This window comes from Psychroserpens sp. Hel_I_66 (genome assembly GCF_000799465.1).
In the GTDB taxonomy this organism is placed as follows: Bacteria; Bacteroidota; Bacteroidia; order Flavobacteriales; family Flavobacteriaceae; genus Psychroserpens.
In genome coordinates this window covers 1991540-2010992 of sequence record NZ_JUGU01000001.1, presented here as the reverse complement: position 1 = coordinate 2010992, position 19453 = coordinate 1991540, and the positions used below count along the sequence as shown (strand labels likewise).

Below are 19453 nucleotides of genomic sequence, written 5' to 3'. Positions count from 1 at the left end.
AGGAACAGTCAATCAATGACTTCCCTTAAAAAAATCTAATATGAAAATTATAAAAAATATATTGGCAGCTATTGGTTTAGTTTGCTTATCAGGACTCTTTATTTTCGCAGTCCAGTCTGATAATATCTCAACGGAAAAACCTGTTTCAGACAGTGAAGTTTCAAACTCACAACAACTAGTTAACGATTACAATGTTTATGCAATACCTATTCCAGACGATTTAAATTTTGCAGGTGAAAAAATGCCTTTAGAGGATCCAGACATTTTAGAACGAATGGATAGAGAGTTATTGGTAAATACTTACTGGCAATCAAACGGATTGTTAATGTTTAAACGTGCAGAAAAGTATTTCCCAATTATTGAGCCAATTCTCAAAAAAAATGGTATTCCAGAAGATTTTAAATATTTAGCAGTGATTGAAAGCGGTTTAACGAATGCTGTTTCTCCTGCTGGAGCAAGAGGCGTATGGCAAATTATGCCAGCAACAGGAAGAGAGAATGGTCTAGAGGTAAACAGCAATGTAGACGAACGCTATCATTTAGAGATGGCCACTGAGGTTGCTTGCAAATACTTGCTAAAATCAAAACAAGACTTAGGGTCTTGGACGCTCGCTGCTGCTGCTTATAACGCTGGAAACGCGGGAGTTTCCAGACGTCTAGAAGAACAAGACGTAAAAGATTATTATGATCTATTATTGGGAGAAGAAACAGGTCGTTATATTTTTAGGATCGTTGCTCTAAAAGAAATTTTGAGCCACCCAAAAAAGTACGGTTTTAATTTTACTTCGGAAGATTTATACAAAACAATCCCAACCTATAAAGTAGAAGTTGACACAGCTGTAACAGATTTTACAAAGTTTGCTCAACGCTACGGGATTAATTATAAAATTTTAAAAATCCATAATCCTTGGTTAAGAGAACCAAAACTTAACAACTCCTCAAGAAAAAAATATTTTATTGAAATCCCTAAAGAAGGTTATTACCCTTCAAAACCGTAAGTGTTTGATTTTTTAGGAAATAATGTATGGGTTATTTTAATTGTTATCAACTATTTGCTAGCATTAGCTGCAGTTGTTACCATATTTTTTAAAAATCTAAATCCGACCAAAACCCTATCCTATATAATGGTTTTGGTCTTTGTTCCGTTTTTTGGGTTGTTTGTTTATTATATGTTTGGTCAAGAATACAGAAAAACCAAACTCTTTAATAGAAAGGATATTTCAAATACCAGCGTTATTAAATCTGTTGGAAAAAATTTGAGAGTTAAAGAACAGGATCTCGAAAAATTAAACAAATCTTTAGATGACAAAATAAAGCTGGTCAAACTTTTGAAAACCAGTGATAAATCGCCATTGACACTTAAGAACAAAGTTGATATTTTAGTGAACGGTAAATTAAAATTTGAACGTTTATTTAAAGATTTACGAGATGCTAAAAATTATATTCATATTGAATATTATGTCATTAAAGATGACAAAATTGGATCAGAGTTTTTAGACATCCTTTGTTCTAAAGCAAAAGAAGGCTTAGAGGTAAAATTAATCTATGATGACGTTGGAAGTAAAATTTCATCAAAAATGAAACATAAAATAGATGAAAGTGGTATAGAGCATCATGCATTCATGCCAGTTTTATTTTCAAGTCTCACAGGAAAATCCAATTACAGAAACCATCGCAAAATAGCTATTATTGATGGTGAAATTGGATACGTTGGAGGTATCAATATATCAGATTATTACGTGAATTATGATGATTCTGATTTTTATTGGAGAGATACACATTTAAGAATTCATGGAGAAGCAGTAAAGGTTTTACAATTTCATTTTTTAACAACTTGGGATTTTGTTACCGAAGAAGAAATAGATATAAAGGAAGCTTATTTCCCTGAAATTGAATGTGATGACGAAATTCCTGTTCAAATTGCAGCTAGTGGTCCAGACACAGACTGGGCAAACATTATGGAGGCCATATTGACAGCTATCAATAACGCCGAAAAGTACGTGTATCTAACAACTCCTTACTTTATTCCAAATGATCAAATCGTAACAGCTTTGCAAATAGCTTCAAGAATAGGAGTAGATGTCAGGATCATCACACCAAAAGAATCAGATTCTTGGGTTGCCAAGCACGCAACAAGTTCTTATCTGGAGCCATTACTTGAGGCTGGTGTAAAAGTTTATCTATATACAAAAGGTTTTGTTCATGCCAAAACAATGGTGGTTGACGATATGTTTAGCACTATAGGTACGTGCAATATGGACAACCGTAGTTTTAACATTAACTTTGAAATTAATGCCCTAATCTATCATAAAGAGAAAAGTATAGAGTTAAAAAACATATTCTTAAATGATTTGGAGGACTGTGAATCTATTGAATATGATAGGTGGGTTGAACGCTCTAAATTTTGTAAATTCAAGGAATCTTTTAGTAGGCTATGGGCTCCATTACTTTAATTATTTAATAGTAGAAATAAAGCCAATACGTGGAGGCTCATCCTTAAATAGCATCCATTTGATCTTTTCATGAATTTTATTTAAGGCAACTTCAGATCTTGTATTGTCATAAGAAATTGTGAACTTTTTTTCAATTTTCAGAAGTTGTTTTTCTTCGGAAAAAAAGAAACACGCAGGTGCACCAAAAGAATGTTTAAAAGGTTTTATAATATGATTGGCATTATTATCTCTTTCATCGATATAAGTAAGAATGACATTTGAACTATAATCTTTAGAGATTGACCTTGCTTTGTCTTTAGAGTCCCAAAATAAGATAATAATATCTATTTGTCCCTTGTACATTCTAGACATTTTATTGATCTCAATAATTTCTTCAGGTTTAATCTGCTCCCATGAAGATTTAGTGATTAAAAGAAATGGCTTATCAATATTCGTAGTTTGAAACTTACCACCTTTAACCTTCTTAAGAGAAAAATCTCTAATAAAACTATTCTTTAAATGTGAATTAAAAAGAGAATCGAAGAGAAGCTCAGCATATTCTTTATCACCATTTTGAATGGCCATGTCAGATTTAGCTTTATACGTTTTTAAATGTTTGGAGATTTGAGAATCAAAGTATATTTTTTGCTGTTGAGGGAACGCTATAAACATACAACCAAACATAAGTATATTTAAATATACCCTCATGTCTAATTTTTGTAGGTTAATTACAAAACAAATTTAATTCTATGAGTAATGTATGTCCTAAAAAAATCGTCAAATGACCAATTTTAATACGTGAAAACATTAAAAATGAACAAATTACCGTCAAAATGAAAGTTAAAAAAGTTACTAGCGACGTCTCATATTGCGATTTCCGTAGTGTTGTTTTGGGCCCTGAGATTTTTTCATACCATCTTTCATCATCTTAATTTGCTCGTTCAAAATCCCTCTTTTGTCTAGTTTTTCGGCTTCATTCAAAAGCTTTTTGGCCTCAAGCGGTCTTCTTTTGCTAAAAGCAATACCTGCCATATTTAATTTTGCCATTGCGACGTCATGATCCATAGATAGGCCTAGATCAAGAGCTTTTTTGAAGTATTTCTCTGCTTCATTCATATTGGTTTGAGAAACCATAACACCATGAAGATAATTATAATAACCTTCTTGCTTTCTCACTAAAGCGGTTGAAGGATTTTTAATTTTATTTAACCAGTTTTTTGCGCCTTCAAAATCCTGTTTTCTTAGCTTTAAAAAGGCAAGTAAAATAAATTCATTTTTGAAATAAAGGAAAATGAAAATAAGGGATAATAGAATGTACATAATCCCATTACCGATAAAACCTTCAGTAAATTCATAAATTGCATAAGCTATTATTAGTCCAGCTATAACAAGTTTAAAATTTTTATTGAACATGTTTTTTTATTTTATAAGTTACATTAGATTCTATAGTGGTTGGTACTTTTAAATCATTCATATTATGCATGATAGAATGTCCTTCAACCTTAGATTTTGTGATCATACTATTGACAAATCCAGTTTCTTTTGAAGTCAATAGGTTGGATGTCATATCTCCATTAAGATTCATTTCAACATCCTTATCTAAATTTACAAATAGAACTTTACTGTTCCCTCTAATGGAAACTGTGTCATTAGTAATGCCTTCTAAAGTCCAAATATTAGTAGATGATAAATCGCCTTCAAAAGTATTGGTCCATGAATCACCAATATTCACTTTTTCATTTGAATATATAAACGTCATTTGTTCAAAACTCTTGGCTAGACTTTCGTTACTAAACTCACCTTTCATACTTTCCTTCATAACATCTTTGGTAAGTTCATCTAAATTTCCAACTGCATTTACCATTTTAGAAATTAATTCTTCAGATCCCTGTACAGATTTGATTTTTCCAGATTTATACATTTCCATATAGAGGTCTGTTTTAATCAATTGTGAAAATATTTTACCTTCAATATCATCTTCTGCTATAGTATCGTTTGTATTCACAGACATTATTTCCCCAATAAGGTTTGACGTAGATACCATTTTAAACCTATCAAATTTGAATTTTATAGAGTATAGGCTATCATTTACATCTTCAACAATAAAGGTGAAGTCACCTTCAAGCACGTTTTTCATTTCATGCTTTTGTCCATTCATGTCTTGAACTATATCTTGATTGGCAACCTGTAAAACCTTAAACTTGTCACCAGAGCTGAGATTATATTCTAACTTAGTTTGTGCAAATGCCAAGCTACTTGTAGCTATTAAAGCAACTAATAATTTTTTAAAAACAGACTTCATTTTTATCTTGAATTTTCGGTTCACAAAGAAACTAATTTTTTGGCAATTTCTAGCTAGTTATTAAAAGGATATAAATAATGGAAAATAATTTTTAAATTTACTTTTGGCAAAGTAAAAACTCTTTGTATATTTGCACGCAGTTTTGAGAACAGCTCGAAGCAATAGAAAAAGATATTAGTTTTTTAAAAATATAAGACAATGCCAAAAAGAACGTTTCAACCGTCCAAGAGAAAAAGAAGAAATAAACACGGTTTTAGAGAAAGAATGGCTTCTGTAAACGGAAGAAAAGTTTTAGCACGTAGAAGAGCTAAAGGAAGAAAGAAATTGTCTGTATCAACTGAAACTAGACATAAAAGATAATGATTAACAATTGTTAATATTTTAAAGGTGTTACTTAGGTGTAACACCTTTTTTTGTATCTAATAGTTACCTATTTTTGAACTCAGAAAAATTGTATAGAAATGCCTAAGAACGACAAATTAAAATCTATTCTCATCATAGGTTCTGGACCTATAATTATTGGCCAAGCTTGTGAATTTGATTACTCTGGAACTCAAGCGCTTCGATCACTTCGCGAAGATGGAATTGAAACCATACTCATCAATTCAAACCCAGCAACAATCATGACTGACCCAACTATGGCAGACCATGTGTATTTGTTGCCATTAACAACAAAGTCAATCATTAAAATATTAAAAGAACATCCTCAAATTGACGCTGTTCTACCTACGATGGGAGGACAAACTGCTTTAAATCTTTGTATAGAGGCAGATGAAAAAGGCATTTGGAAAGATTTCAATGTAGACATTATAGGAGTAGATATTGATGCTATTAATATAACAGAAGACAGAGAGAAATTTAGAGAGCTCATGTTAAAAATAGGAATTGGTATGGCGCCTCAAGCGACTGCTACTTCATATTTAAAAGGAAAAGAGATTGCTCAAGAATTTGGATTTCCATTAGTAATTAGAGCCTCATTTACATTAGGTGGTGATGGCGCTGCAATAGTTCATAAAGAAGAAGATTTTGATGAACTACTAACTCGCGGATTAGAGATTTCCCCAATTCACGAAGTTATGATTGATAAAGCGCTCATAGGATGGAAAGAATATGAATTAGAATTATTACGGGATTCAAATGATAACGTCGTAATCATATGTACCATTGAAAATATGGATCCTATGGGAATTCATACAGGAGATTCAATTACTGTTGCTCCTGCAATGACACTTTCAGATAGGACCCAACAAAAAATGCGTGATATGGCAATTCATATGATGCGAAGTATTGGTGATTTTGCTGGAGGTTGTAATGTGCAGTTTGCAGTAAGTCCAGATGATAAAGAGGATATTATCGCAATAGAGATAAACCCGCGAGTGTCACGTTCATCTGCTTTAGCAAGTAAAGCTACAGGTTACCCAATCGCAAAAATAGCTGCAAAGTTAGCTTTAGGTTATACTTTAGATGAGTTGAACAACCAAATAACGGGTTCAACATCAGCATTGTTTGAGCCTACTCTGGATTATGTAGTTGTAAAAATCCCACGTTGGAATTTCGATAAATTTGAAGGCTCAGATAGAACTTTAGGTCTTCAAATGAAAGCTGTTGGTGAAGTTATGGCAATTGGGCGCTCGTTTCAAGAAGCGCTTCACAAAGCAACGCAATCTCTTGAGATTAAGCGTAATGGTTTAGGTGCAGACGGGAAAGGATACAAAGATTACCAGCAAATTATAGATAAACTAACGTATGCAAGTTGGGATCGTGTGTTCGCTATTTATGATGCCATTCAAATGGGGATTCCATTAAGTAGAATCCATGAGATTACAAAAATCGATATGTGGTTCTTAAAGCAATATGAAGAGCTACATGAGCTTGAAAAAGAAATTTCGACATATAATATAGATACGATTGAACGTGATTTATTATTAGAAGCTAAGCAAAAAGGATATGGTGACAGACAAATTGCTCATATGCTTAAATGTTTAGAAAGTGAAGTATATAAAAAACGTGATGAGCTCAGCATTAATCGTGTTTATAAATTGGTGGATACATGTGCTGCGGAATTTAAAGCGCAAACACCTTATTACTATTCTACTTTTGAAAATGAGGTGGAAACTTCCGAAGGAAAAAAATATCCAGCCAACGAAAGTATCGTTACAGATAAAAAGAAAATTATCGTTTTAGGCTCTGGCCCAAATAGAATTGGACAAGGTATTGAGTTCGACTACTGTTGTGTTCATGGCGTTTTGGCAGCTTCGGAATGCGGTTACGAAACCATAATGATCAACTGTAATCCAGAAACAGTTTCAACCGATTTTGATATTGCAGACAAACTCTATTTCGAGCCCGTGTTTTGGGAGCATATTTATGACATCATACGTCATGAAAAGCCAGAAGGTGTTATCGTACAACTTGGCGGTCAAACTGCTCTTAAGTTAGCAGAAAAATTAGATCGCTACGGAATAAAAATTATTGGTACAACTTACCAATCTCTCGATCTGGCTGAGGATAGAGGGCGTTTTTCAAATCTTTTAAAAGAAAATAATATTCCTTATCCAGAATTTGATATTGCTACTACAGCAGACGAAGCAGCAGCAATTGCAGATGTTTTAGATTTTCCAATTTTGGTTAGACCTTCGTATGTGTTAGGAGGGCAAGGAATGAAAATTGTAATCAATAAAGAGGAGCTTGAAGAGCACGTTGTAGATTTACTTCGTAGAATGCCAGGAAACAAATTGTTGTTGGACCATTATCTTGATGGCGCAATAGAGGCGGAGGCAGATGCTATTTGTGATGGTGAAAATGTCTATATCATTGGTATAATGGAGCATATTGAGCCATGCGGTATTCACTCTGGCGATAGCAACGCAACGTTACCTCCATTTAATTTAGGTGAATTTGTCATGCAACAAATAAAAGACCATACCAAAAAAATTGCTTTGGCCTTGAATACGGTTGGACTAATCAATATACAGTTTGCTATAAAAGACGATATGGTTTATATTATAGAAGCCAATCCAAGAGCCTCTCGTACGGTGCCTTTCATTGCAAAAGCATATGGAGAGCCTTATGTTAATTATGCGACAAAAGTGATGCTAGGCGAGAAAAAAGTAACGGATTTTGATTTTAAACCGCATTTAGACGGTTATGCGATTAAGCAACCAGTATTTTCATTTAATAAATTTCCTAACGTCAATAAAAAGCTTGGTCCAGAAATGAAAAGTACTGGAGAAAGTATTTTGTTTATTGATAGTCTAAAGGATGATGAGTTCTATAATTTGTATTCTAGACGTAAAATGTACCTGAGCAAATAAGTTAAATATTCGATAAACGACTAAATATAATCCTTTGAGAATTAGTATTTTTACATAAAATATAAAAATCACTAATTTGGAATCATTGTTGATATAAAAACAATATAACATTTGATTTCAAACGAAAATATAGATTATGAAAACAAAATTACTTTTTTTATCATTATTGTTAACCACTGCGATTGGGCTCTCTCAGGTAATTGCTGGGCAGGTAGACGATTTTGAAGATGGAACAACACAATTGTGGAGAATTGGATCTGCAGCTGGTCCTTCAATGCAACCTATGAATATTTCTTCTGGTGGTCCAGATGGTGCAGATGATAATTTTCTTCAATATTCTTCAACTGGCGTTGACGAAGCAGCTGGTGGTAAAATGCTATTTTATAACAGTAATTTTGCAGGTAATACGTCTCAATGGACTTCAAATTATATAGCACAGGGTATTGTGGCTATAAAAATGGATGTTAATGTTTCGGTTAATGATTTAAATTTGAGAATTGCTGTTCAGGGTAATGGTACACAAATGTGTACAACCAATGCAGTTCCAGTATCTGCTGGCTCAGGTTGGACTTCAGTTATTATTCCTATTTCTCCTTCAGATTTCACAATAATAAGTGGGTCTTCTACAGCATCTTCTGCATTGACGAGTATAAGTCAAATACGTATTTTAAGTAATGAGTCTCCAGGTTGGAGTAGTGATGTTAACGAAATTCAAGCTACATTAGGTGTAGATAATATTACAGCTTCAACAACATTAAGTACCCAAGAATTAGCTTTGAAAAATGAATTTGAAATTTCTCCGAACCCAGCAACTTCAAAATTGAACATTAATTTATCTACAAACTTAGATAATGCCAATGTTACGGTTTATGATGTTTTAGGTAAGAAGGTGTATTCTGCTCAAATGAATAGTTTGTCGTCATCAATAGATGTATCAAAATGGAATACAGGTGTTTATCTTGTTAGAGTTTCAACAAATACTCAAACACTTACAAAGCGGTTTGTAAAGCAATAGATCTAATAAAAAATATAAAAAACCCATTAATAATTTATTAATGGGTTTTTTTATTTTATGCTTTTTAAGTTATACGTATTGATTAAATCACTAAATTGTGAGTAACTTAACCAAATCAACCACAATATTATGAAAAAAAACTACATATTCTACATCTTAATACTAATAGCATGTTTTGGGTTTTCTTTCCAAAATGCAAATGCGCAGTACAGAATCGTTGAAGTTGATCCTTCCGCAGATACTGTAACCATTAAAAATTTTGGTTCTACAACTCAAGATATTGGTGATTATAGATTGTGTTCTCTATTTGGATATCGCACATTATCAAGTCAAACAACTTTGGTCAATGGATCTTTTAACCTAGCTCCAAATGCAGAATTCACAGTATCTATTCCAAATTATTTAAACGATTCAGCAGCAGATTTAGGATTATATCTACCGACTGGTGGGTTTGGGACAGCTGCAAACATGTTAGATTTCACCCAATGGGGAAGTGGTGGCAATGGAAGAGAAAATGTAGCTGTATCTAAAGGCATTTGGACAGCAGGAACATTTATAAACGTAGCACCTCCTTATGAATTTGTTGGAGGAGCTAGTGATATTGGTGTCACATTTTGGGATACATTGCTCAATGTAGATAATTTTGAAGAAGTGACTAAATTTAATATCTCCCCTAATCCAGCATCGTTGAATCTAAATTTAACTATTCCGGGTAGTGTAGAAAACGCGGTACTAAAAGTGTATGATATGCTAGGTAAAAAAATCATTGACAGAAAATTAAGCGGTTTACAATCTATGTCTATTGATGTTAGTAATTGGAATACTGGCGTTTATATCGTAAGAGTATCTAGTGATGACATAACGCAAACAAAACGCTTTATAAAACAATAACAGTGATTATTTAAAATATATCGAGCCATCATTTTATGATGGCTTTTTGTTTTTTCTATCTTCGGAAATTTTATAACTCAAATCCTATCCAAATAAAAAGTTTTTTTTAGTGGAGAGTGGTAAAAATCATTGTTCAGGAAGTTCTATTTTAACCCGATACTTACTCAAATCATCCAAATAATCAATATGGGAAAAGTCAGCACGATCAAATTCTATTTTTCGGGAATGTTTGGTATCCATTCGTTTAATTGCTTTTAAAAAGCGTTTGACTTCCGTTTTATCATTAACAATTAATCCAGGGACTTCTGTGGAATTGCCATTGTCATCTTTTGCTACCATTGTAAAATATGAAGAATTGCAATGCTTCACTTTTCCAGTTTGTATGTTTTCAGCTTCAACACGAATACCTACCACCATAGAGGTTCGACCAACATAGTTTACAGAAGCTTTCATGGTAACAAGTTCTCCAATTTCAATAGGACTCAAAAAATCAACCGTATCAACAGAAGCAGTCACACAGTACGTTTTAGAATGTTTTGATGCACAAGCAAATGCAATTTGATCCATCAAATTTAAGATATAACCACCATGGATTTTACCGCCAAAATTGGAGTGTTGCGGTTGCATTAATTCTGAAATAGTAATTCTGGAAGAGTCAATCGTTTTATAAGTCATAATCTTATTTTCTAAAATGAGGAGAAGATTCCTTATCTACTTTAGTGACAAAATATTTAGAATCTCCAAGCCAGAAAAAAGTCCCAAAACGTTCAGTATAGGTCAATTTCACATACTCACCTTGAAAACTCTTTAAGTCTTCAATAACCTGTTGATCTTGATCCAAAACCGAAAAAGAGAAAATCTGTGCACCAGAAATCCCCTGACTAATTTCACCTTCCCAAGTTTTGACAAGAACCCCTTTATTACTAAATTTTATGAGTTCTCCAGAGCGATACCCCTCACTGTAGGGCACAAAATAAATCACAGCATAATAAATGGCTAGTAAAGCAATAACCCCAACAATAACGAAACTCAATATTTTTTTCATAATGTTTTTAAATTTTAAACATGTTTATTATTTCCCTTTTTGAATGATGTAAAAGCTTGACAGTTGCAATTATTCCTCATCATCGTGAGCGCGTTTGAGTATTTTTTCGGGTAAAGCTTTTTTAGCTTTCGCTCCCATTTTTTTAAGTTTCTCAACACTCGTAATTAAATTACCTCTACCTTCAACAAGTTTGTTCATAGCAGATGAATAATCTTTTTTAGCATCATCAATCTTTTTACCAACACCAGTTAAATCTTTAACCAAACCTTCAAACTTATCATAAAGAGCTCCAGCCTGTCGTGCAATTTCTATAGCATTACGTTGTTGTTTTTCGTTATTCCACATCGTGTCTATTGTACGCAACGTAGCTAATAATGTTGATGGCGTAACGATGACGATGTTCTTCTCGAAAGCTTTGTTATATAATGAATTGTCTTCGTTGATAGCAATGGCAAAAGCAGGTTCAATAGGTATAAATAATAACACAAAATCAGGCGATTCTATATCGTACAAATCTTGATAGTTTTTGTCAGATAATTGATCTACATGCTTACGAATAGAATTGATATGAGCTCTTAAAAATAAAGGACGTTGTTCATCTTCAGCATTTACAAAACGTTCATAATCTGTTAATGACACTTTACTGTCAATAATCATTTTTTTGTTATTTGGGAGATGTAAAACAACATCTGGCAAGACACGGGAACCATCTGCTAACTGAAAACTCTGTTGTACAAAATACTCTCGGTCTTTCTCCAACCCAGATTTTTCTAAAACACGTTCTAGTACCAATTCTCCCCAGTTACCTTGCATTTTACTATCGCCCTTGAGCGCTTTTGTCAAGTTGGTAGCTTCAATGGTCATTTGTTGGTTGAGCTCTTTTAGTCCCAACAATTGTTGTTTTAAAGCCGAGTGCATGCTAATGCTTTCCTTTTGGGTATCATCCACCTTTTTTTCAAAGATTTGAATTTTCTCCTGCAAGGGATTTAATATGTTCTTTATGTTTTCTTTGTTCTGAAGCGTAAACTTCTCAGATTTTTCATCAAGAATCTTTGTCGCTAAAAGCTCGAAGTCTTTTCTTAGTTGTGCTTGACGAATTTCTATTTCTGCGTCACGCTTTTCATTTAATTTCTCAAGATTATCGTACTCTGTATTGCGACGCGCCAATTCAGTATTTAGAAAATCCTTTTCTCTTCTAATGGCTTCACGATCTTGTTCTATTTTTGAGATGGTTTGGGTGAGTTCTTCCAATTTCGATCTAAAATAGGAGTCTTGTTTCTCGTTTTCAGATTGGTGGGATGATCTCATCTCTTCCAATTGTTGCGCCAAATTAGAATTACGTTCTTCCAGAGTGCTCTGTTCACTTTTACTTTTCAGCTTAATAAAAAGCATACCAATATACGCTCCAATTGCTGCAGAAATAATAATGGCTAAAATGAGAATGAGATTGTCGGTCATAAAGAAAATAGAAATTTACCAAATATAATTAAAAGGTTTGAAGACAAAAGGCTGAATACTGTAAACTGTTGACTTATTTTTCAACCCGAAAACTCCCAGTATTTTTATCAAAACCAATCAAATCTTTTGGGAATAAGGTCTCAAAAACACCCTGCTCAATCAAACGACATGGCGAATCTGAAACCACCTTATCACGAGTCATCACAATCATAGTGTCGCAAAGTTGGATTGCCAAATCGATTTCATGTGACGAAAACAGAATCGTTTTATGGGTTTCTTTTGCTAATTTTTGAAGCAATTTCAAAATATAAGCTTTGTGGTACATGTCTAAATGCGTTGTAGGCTCGTCCAGAATAATTAAATCTGTATCTTGAGCAAGTGCACGTGCAATCATTGCTTTTTGAAATTGTCCGTCACTAAGTTCATAGCATTTGCGGTCACTTAAGTTTGTGATATTAGTCAATTCAATTGCTTTTTTTACTTCGGAAATATCGTCTTCAGATAAATTGCCAACCCAGTTTGTATAAGGCTGACGACCTAAAGCCACCAACTCAAAAACCGACAGGTTTTTTGACATGAGTTGCTCGGTCAAAACCAAACTCATCGTTTTTGCTAAATCTTGAGAAGAATAGTGTTCTAACAGAATATCATTAATTTCAATCACGCCACTCAAAGGCTTTTGATTAGTAGAAAGCGTTCTCAAAAAAGTGGATTTACCAATCCCGTTGGCTCCAACAAGACCAATCAGTTCCCCTTTTTTAAGATTGAGATTGATATGGTTTGCCACCACAGAATCCCCTTTCTTGGTTTGATAACCAATGGAAAGGTCTTTTGTTTTAAGGATGATATGTTTGCGTTTTATTTTCAAAAATATTTATTTATCTTCTGTCTTCTGTCTTCTGTCTTCAAGTCAAAACACCATTTTACGTTGCCTAACCAACAACCAAACCACCACAGGAGCACCAATTAAAGAGGTAATTGCATTGATTGGTAATGTGTAATCGCTAGTTGGTAATTGCGCAATACTATCACAAATTAGCATGATAATAGCACCAAATAAAAATACCGCCGGTAATAATGTTTTATGATTTGAAGTATTAAAAATTTGTCGTGTCATATGCGGAATGGCCAAACCAATAAACGCAATGGGTCCAGCAAATGCAGTAATTGTTCCTGCTAATAAACTCGTTGCGATAATGATGATAAATCTGCTGGTCTTTACATTTAAACCTAAACTTCTGGCATAGTTCTCTCCAAGTAAAAAGGTGTTCAGGGCTTTTATTGAAGAGATGGCTAACAACATTCCGAAGCCATAAATAATAAAGAAAATAAACAATTCATTCCACGAGAGATTACCTAAACTTCCAAAACCCCAAAATATGTATTGTTGCAATTGTTCCGCAGAACTAAAATAGGAAAGAACACTCACTATTGCTGCGGTTATACTCCCAAACATGAGTCCTATAATTAAAATTGCCATCGTGTCCCTCACTTTGGAGGAAACCAGTAATACTGCCAACAACACCAAAAAACTACCTAAACTTGCAGCAATGACAATGCTCCATTTTGAAATAAGAAAACCGGTAAAAACACCTCCAAACAACCCAGATCCTAAAATAACCAATGCTACACCTAAACTTGCGCCAGAGCTAATCCCTAAAACAAAAGGTCCAGCCAATGGATTTCTAAATAAGGTTTGCATCAATAATCCTGAAATACCCAAACCCGAACCAACCAAAATTGCAGTAAACGCTTTTGGGAGGCGATAATCTTGAATGATATATTGCCAGGATTCATTACTCGATTGCCCTAAAATACTTTGAAATACTTCGGAAATTGGAATACTCACAGAGCCTAAACTAATATTCACAACAAAGCAGAGCAACAAGACTATTGCTAAGATAATGAACGCATATGTGTGCTGGGTTTTCATTTATTTTTTTGTCATTCTCATCAGTCTGTTGTATCAGTTAATTTTAAAGGTTTGAAAAAAGTCGTCTCATAATCCTGTAATAATTCTGGGTGGCAAATTTTAATCATATCCTTGAGTACCAAATCTGGTCTCGCCATACCCAACTCATAATACGTAACTCCACCGGTTTTTCCAGTAGTATTAGAAAACGTAAAAATGTTTTTATTCTGAAATGCACCAAACTGGGTATAGTGGGAATTTGATGTTTCTAAGGCTTCGTAACTTGAATAATACGACGGACTTAACCATAAATCGGCATCTTTTGCTTTTTCGAATACAGCTTCGAAGCTAAGTGATAAACTCCCGCTTCCTGTGGTTTCGCTCCATAAATAGTTGGTATTGGCATCTGCAAGAAATTGAGCTTCTGGGCTTGTGCCATTTGGCAAATACCAAATATCCTTATACATCGCTCCGCATAAAATAGTTGGTTTTGTAGTCGCGTCTAAGGCTATTTTTTTAGCTTCTAGATAATCGGTTTCAATTTCCCTGAAAATAGAATCTGCTTCTTTTTCCTTGTTATATAGTAATCCAAAGAACTTGATCCATTCAGCTTTTGCCAATGGTGTCTTTTCAACCCAATCACCATTGTAAATTACTGGAATTCTAGCTTTTTGGATGGTTTCCATACTCTTATTTGTACCATCTACTCCAAAAGCTACTACTACATCAGGTCTCAGTTCTAAAAGCACTTCGGTGTTGATGCCTTCGTTTTTACCGAGTTCTCTAACGTTTCCATTATCAATCCTAGCTCTTGTTTTTTCCGAAGAAACATAATCTGTGCCAGGGAACCCTGTTAATGTTTTTTCAACATTTAAAAGCTCTAATGCAGGAACGTGAGTTGTTGAGGTTACGACTATTTTTTTAATTGGCGTGATGATGATGCCATCATATTGATCTCTCATAAATGTCGTTTTCGCAGCTTCTTCCGCAGAAATCAAAACATACTTAAATGTATTTTCGCTTTTAGGCCATGGGCTATTTATGGTCAATATTTTATGGTTTCCTGCACTCTCCACTTGAAATCCTTTAGCGTAGATTAGTCCAGTTTGCTTTTCGGTTTTTGGCAATTCGCTAATGATTCCTTTCTCTTCTTTACAAGAAAATAAAATTAGTGCAACAATTATTAGGGATACGTATTTCAATGTTTTGAGATTTAATAATCCAAAAGTAATATTATTTAAAGTTTTGAATGAAACATTAAACAAAATGTTTACTTTCGCAGCGAATTTAGGTTTGACTTCGTCGCCGATCACTTATTAAAATTTGTGATGAAATTCTGAAATAACTTCAGGATAACGATAAAGTCGATTAAAAGGGAATCTGGTGAGAAATTAATTTTCAATTCCAGAACTGTTCCCGCAACTGTGAGCTATAAAGCTTGTTATTACCTTCAAGTCACTGGAAATTTTTCTGGGAAGACAAATAACAAGACGCAAGTCAGGAGACCTGCCAAATTCAAACAAATAAGTTAAACTTTCGGGATAGAAGTTTACGTATGATCATCCATGCGATTCCGAGTCATTAGACATTAAAATGAACACAAAAACAATGATTTTTGGTGTACTGCTTGCTAGTATATCATCATTAGGTTTTGCGCAACAGCAAACCGATTCTTTAAAAGTAGAGCAATTAGAAGAGGTCGTAATTACCGATTCTAGATTTAATTTGAAACGAGAAAACTCTGGTAAAGTCATTACCAAAATTACCCAAAAGGAACTTCAAAATCTGCAAGGAAAATCTATTGCAGAAATCATCAACAATACAGCGGGTATTGAAATTAACGGTACAAAAAGTAACGCAGGACAAAACCTGAGTTATTTTATTCGTGGTGGTAAAAACCGACAAGTTTTAGTGCTTATTGATGGGATTGCAGTTACCGATGCTTCCCAAATTGCAAACGATTATGATTTGAGATTACTCAATGCAGATCAAGTAGAAAGTATCGAGATTTTAAAAGGTGCATCAAGTACACTTTATGGCACTGGTGCTGCAACTGCTGTTATAAATATTAAGCTTAAGAGCGCTTCGAAAAAAGCGATAGCAGTTAATTTGAGTAGTACTTTGGGTACAAATCAATCTCAAGATGACCAAAATTATGCAATTGAGCATTTTAACAACAGCGCTGCTATAAATGGAAGTTTAAACAAGTTTAGTTATTTGGCAAGTTTTGGGCATCAATACACAGATGGATTATCGGCTATTGAAGATGGAGAAGCAGATGTATTTAATACTCATAATGGTTATTTAAAATTAGGGTATCAATTTACCGATGCTTTTAAATTTAATGCCTACGGAAGTTTTGATAAGTTCAAAACAGGATTCGACGACAGTTTTGGCTTTGTAGATGCCGAAAATTTTTCAATGACAGACCAATACAGGATTGGGATCTCTCCAGAGTACACTTACAAAAACGGAAGCATCACTTTAAATGCTGCCTATAATAACATTGAACGTGAGATAGAATCTAGTTTTCCAACACAATTTATGTCACGTAGTTTTGTGGGAGATCTATTTAACCGTTACAATTTTAATGATAAATTCTACACGGTTTTGGGTGTTAATGCTCAAAAAAATGAAATCGAAAGCTATTCAATTCCGTTTGGTGAAAATGATTTTGCTCAGGATATTAATGCTCAAGATGGTAATTTCACAATAGTTGATCCCTACGTAAATGCGGTTTACGTATCTGGTTTTGGTCTTAATTTAAACGCAGGTTTGAGATTAAATAATCATAGTGAATATGGCAGCCATTTGGTGTATAGTTTGAATCCGTCGTTTAAAAAGGATATAAATTTCGGGTATATCAAAGGGTTGGCAAGTTATAGCACATCGTTTATAGCGCCTTCTTTGTATCAATTATTTGAACCTTCCTTCGGAAATGTAAATCTGCAACCAGAAGAGAACAGAACCTTTGAAGTTGGAGCAGAATTGAATGTTAAAGACAAAGCAACCATAAGCGTTGTATATTTTAATCGTTTAGAGGAGAATTTTGTTGACTTTAAGGATTTGGGAGATTTCCAATTTCAGTATAATAATATTGAAGAGGAGTTTACAGCTAGCGGGTTTGAACTTGTTGCAGATGTTAAATTGACAAAATCCTTACAATTGAGAACTAACGCAACCTACACGAAAGTTGATGAGGATTTAAGTCTTAGAATTCCAGAAATAAAAGTCTATACCACATTAAACTATACCTGCGGAAAAAGAACATTTATGAGTTTAAGCTATCAATTTAATGATGATCGTGATGATTCGTTTTATAATACCGAAACGTTTGCTAATGAGATAGTGACTTTAGAATCTTACAGTCTTTTGGATTTTTACATAAGCCACCAAATCATTGAAAATAAAATGACATTATTTGCCAACATCAATAATATTTTAAATGAAGAATTTAGAGAATTATTTGGGTATTCTACTAAGGGACGAAATATTAATATAGGATTTACGCTAAGTTTATAACATAAAAAAGCCACTCAAAAGAGTGACTTTTTTATTTTTTGATGAAAATTTATTTCAATTGTAATCTATTTATGATTAGATCACTATTGTCTATATACATGCCTTCTTCAAAAGGTTTTAGATTAATATCAGACTTTATTGCTCTAAATTCAATCTCTTGTCTGCTAAAACGACCTAAACCTTCTATATCTGCCAGGGCAGCAGCTAAAAGTGGTTCATTGATGTCACCTAATGTTCCAAAGTTTCTTGGAGACTCAATTAAAGTGATATCTGGAATTAATCCAGTTGAAGGAACTAAGGCTTCATTAACATTTACAGAGTTTGCAATCAAAGGTTGCATTGCATAAGTGTGATTTGGGTTAACACCATCCTTATTGAATAATTCTGGAGAATCATAAATGGTGGAAGATGCTTGAGTTTTACCAGTAGTTATATCTCCTATTAGAACAACCTCAATATATGGATTTAAACTGTTAATAACCAATTCACTTGCTGAAGCAGAACGACTTGTGGTTAAAATGTAAACCTTATTTAAGTTTAAACTATTAATAGGGCTTCCATCAATATTATTAACAAACTGAAAATCTCGGTTATTAGATTGCAAATTGTTGTTGTAAAAAAGTTTGGAATACACATCTCCAGTAAATTGCCCTGTAATCATACTTCCTAAATAAGAGGCTGTTAGTACAGATCCTCCAGGGTTATATCTTAAATCTAAAACCAAATGCTGTACAGTATTAGCTTGAAAAGTCGCAAATGCATCGTTAAGTTGGCTATTAAAATTAGAGGTAAACCCATTGTAAACTAAATAACCAACATTTTCTCCTCCAACATTAATTATGGATGTTAAGTGAACTGGGTTTTCAGTATAAACTTCTTTTGTAAGAGATTGGCTATTTGTAGTTGAGGTAATGGTATCGTCTTCTACTGCAGTTGTGCCATTATCATTATAGTTTGCAAAATTTAAGGTATATGTATCTTGACCTAGCAAACTGTTCAAGTTGCTTGTGTTTAATTGTGTTCCATTTACTGCATCAAAGATTTGACCACGTTGTAAACCTAAACTACTTGCTACACTGTTGTTGAGAACTAATCTTATGACTCCAAAAACTTCGGTATCACTTCCTGGTTCTAAATATAAGTTGAATTCTAGTCCGTTACTTTTTGAAGTTCCTGCGAGTTGCTGCTCAAATTCAATGTAGTTTGGGATCAACCTACTAAAACGATCTACCGTTTCTGGCATATAAATTAAAGAATTGAACAAATCTTGAGGATCAGAAAAACTGTTAAGATAAGCACCATATTCTTCATTTGTTGAAAAACGGTCATTTGCTAAATCTGGGATTTCGTCTTTATATAGATAGACTGCGTTCATACCCTTCCAAACAAAATCGTTAATTTCACTAGCAGCAATTACATTGTCATCTCTATCCTCAAAACAACTGGTTAGTGACAATGTTAGGATAAATATTATACTAATTTTTAATAGTCGCATATGTTTTTTTGTTTTAAAATTTCCGAAGTAAAAGAAGGGATCATAGCATAATCTTACTTTTTTCTGAA

At 33.6% G+C, this 19453-nt stretch carries 17 protein-coding genes and 1 riboswitch; of the genes, 7 read left to right on the top strand and 10 right to left on the bottom strand.

The features are described 5' to 3' along the window. The first annotated feature begins 40 nt into the window (after nucleotides 1-40). A complete protein-coding gene (locus GQ40_RS09080) occupies nucleotides 41-997 on the top strand; it encodes a lytic transglycosylase domain-containing protein (protein ID WP_047547710.1) in 957 nt (318 codons plus the stop codon). After that, nucleotides 998-2452 (top strand): cardiolipin synthase, encoded by a 1455-nt coding sequence (gene cls, locus GQ40_RS09075; protein ID WP_047547708.1) that lies wholly within the window; start codon nucleotides 998-1000, stop codon nucleotides 2450-2452. Here cls and GQ40_RS09070 read toward each other — a convergent pair whose 3' ends face one another. From GQ40_RS09070 to GQ40_RS09060, 3 genes are all read right to left on the bottom strand, one after another. Beyond that, complete coding sequence (locus GQ40_RS09070) at nucleotides 2453-3139, bottom strand: hypothetical protein (RefSeq protein ID WP_047547706.1); 687 nt, start codon at nucleotides 3137-3139, stop codon at nucleotides 2453-2455. It lies immediately after the preceding gene. Nucleotides 3140-3283: 144 nt separating this feature from the next. After that, a complete protein-coding gene (locus GQ40_RS09065; protein WP_047547704.1) occupies nucleotides 3284-3844 on the bottom strand; it encodes a membrane protein in 561 nt (186 codons plus the stop codon). Next, nucleotides 3834-4733: a DUF6263 family protein gene (locus GQ40_RS09060; RefSeq protein WP_047547702.1), complete on the bottom strand. Its 900-nt coding sequence runs from the start codon at nucleotides 4731-4733 to the stop codon at nucleotides 3834-3836. The genes GQ40_RS09065 and GQ40_RS09060 overlap by 11 nt, the downstream gene beginning before the upstream one ends. A 198-nt stretch (nucleotides 4734-4931) precedes the next feature. Here GQ40_RS09060 and rpmH point away from each other — a divergent pair, with 198 nt between their 5' ends. The 4 genes from rpmH (at nucleotide 4932) to GQ40_RS09040 (ending at nucleotide 9953) form a co-directional block, all read left to right on the top strand. Continuing rightward, nucleotides 4932-5093, top strand: a complete 162-nt coding sequence (gene rpmH / locus GQ40_RS09055; protein ID WP_040278062.1) for a 50S ribosomal protein L34 — start codon at nucleotides 4932-4934, stop codon at nucleotides 5091-5093. Between the two features lie 101 nt (nucleotides 5094-5194). Next, entirely contained in the window at nucleotides 5195-8047 is a 2853-nt protein-coding gene (gene carB / locus GQ40_RS09050) for a carbamoyl-phosphate synthase large subunit (protein ID WP_047547700.1), read from the top strand. A gap of 136 nt (nucleotides 8048-8183) precedes the next feature. Further along, nucleotides 8184-9062 (top strand): T9SS type A sorting domain-containing protein, encoded by an 879-nt coding sequence (locus GQ40_RS09045; protein WP_047547698.1) that lies wholly within the window; start codon nucleotides 8184-8186, stop codon nucleotides 9060-9062. Between the two features lie 129 nt (nucleotides 9063-9191). Continuing rightward, nucleotides 9192-9953, top strand: coding sequence for a T9SS type A sorting domain-containing protein (locus tag GQ40_RS09040; RefSeq protein ID WP_047547696.1), 762 nt, complete (start codon nucleotides 9192-9194; stop codon nucleotides 9951-9953). A 126-nt stretch (nucleotides 9954-10079) separates the two neighbouring features. On the opposite strand, the gene GQ40_RS09035 is transcribed toward GQ40_RS09040, so the two are convergent. The 6 genes from GQ40_RS09035 to GQ40_RS09010 all read right to left on the bottom strand — a co-directional run bounded on the left by GQ40_RS09035 (nucleotide 10080) and on the right by GQ40_RS09010 (nucleotide 15570). After that, on the bottom strand, nucleotides 10080-10628 hold the full coding sequence (locus GQ40_RS09035) for an acyl-CoA thioesterase (RefSeq protein ID WP_047547694.1): 549 nt from the start codon (nucleotides 10626-10628) through the stop codon (nucleotides 10080-10082). Between the two features lie 4 nt (nucleotides 10629-10632). Further along, on the bottom strand, nucleotides 10633-10998 hold the full coding sequence (locus GQ40_RS09030; protein WP_047547692.1) for a hypothetical protein: 366 nt from the start codon (nucleotides 10996-10998) through the stop codon (nucleotides 10633-10635). Between the two features lie 69 nt (nucleotides 10999-11067). After that, nucleotides 11068-12456: a DNA recombination protein RmuC gene (rmuC, locus tag GQ40_RS09025; RefSeq protein ID WP_047547691.1), complete on the bottom strand. Its 1389-nt coding sequence runs from the start codon at nucleotides 12454-12456 to the stop codon at nucleotides 11068-11070. Between the two features lie 73 nt (nucleotides 12457-12529). Next, complete coding sequence (locus GQ40_RS09020; RefSeq protein ID WP_047547689.1) at nucleotides 12530-13324, bottom strand: ABC transporter ATP-binding protein; 795 nt, start codon at nucleotides 13322-13324, stop codon at nucleotides 12530-12532. Between the two features lie 42 nt (nucleotides 13325-13366). Beyond that, a complete protein-coding gene (locus GQ40_RS09015) occupies nucleotides 13367-14389 on the bottom strand; it encodes a FecCD family ABC transporter permease (protein ID WP_047547687.1) in 1023 nt (340 codons plus the stop codon). Between the two features lie 20 nt (nucleotides 14390-14409). Continuing rightward, nucleotides 14410-15570 carry an ABC transporter substrate-binding protein gene (locus tag GQ40_RS09010; RefSeq protein ID WP_047551766.1) on the bottom strand — a complete coding sequence of 387 codons (1161 nt, stop codon included), beginning with the start codon at nucleotides 15568-15570 and terminating at the stop codon, nucleotides 14410-14412. Nucleotides 15571-15700: 130 nt separating this feature from the next. Continuing rightward, nucleotides 15701-15897, top strand: a riboswitch (cobalamin riboswitch). A 64-nt stretch (nucleotides 15898-15961) separates the two neighbouring features. Between GQ40_RS09010 and GQ40_RS09005 the strand changes: the two genes are divergently transcribed. Further along, entirely contained in the window at nucleotides 15962-17890 is a 1929-nt protein-coding gene (locus GQ40_RS09005; RefSeq protein ID WP_047547685.1) for a TonB-dependent receptor plug domain-containing protein, read from the top strand. A 49-nt stretch (nucleotides 17891-17939) separates the two neighbouring features. Here GQ40_RS09005 and GQ40_RS09000 read toward each other — a convergent pair whose 3' ends face one another. Further along, nucleotides 17940-19385 carry a S41 family peptidase gene (locus GQ40_RS09000; protein ID WP_047547683.1) on the bottom strand — a complete coding sequence of 482 codons (1446 nt, stop codon included), beginning with the start codon at nucleotides 19383-19385 and terminating at the stop codon, nucleotides 17940-17942. Between the last annotated feature and the right edge of the window lie 68 nt (nucleotides 19386-19453).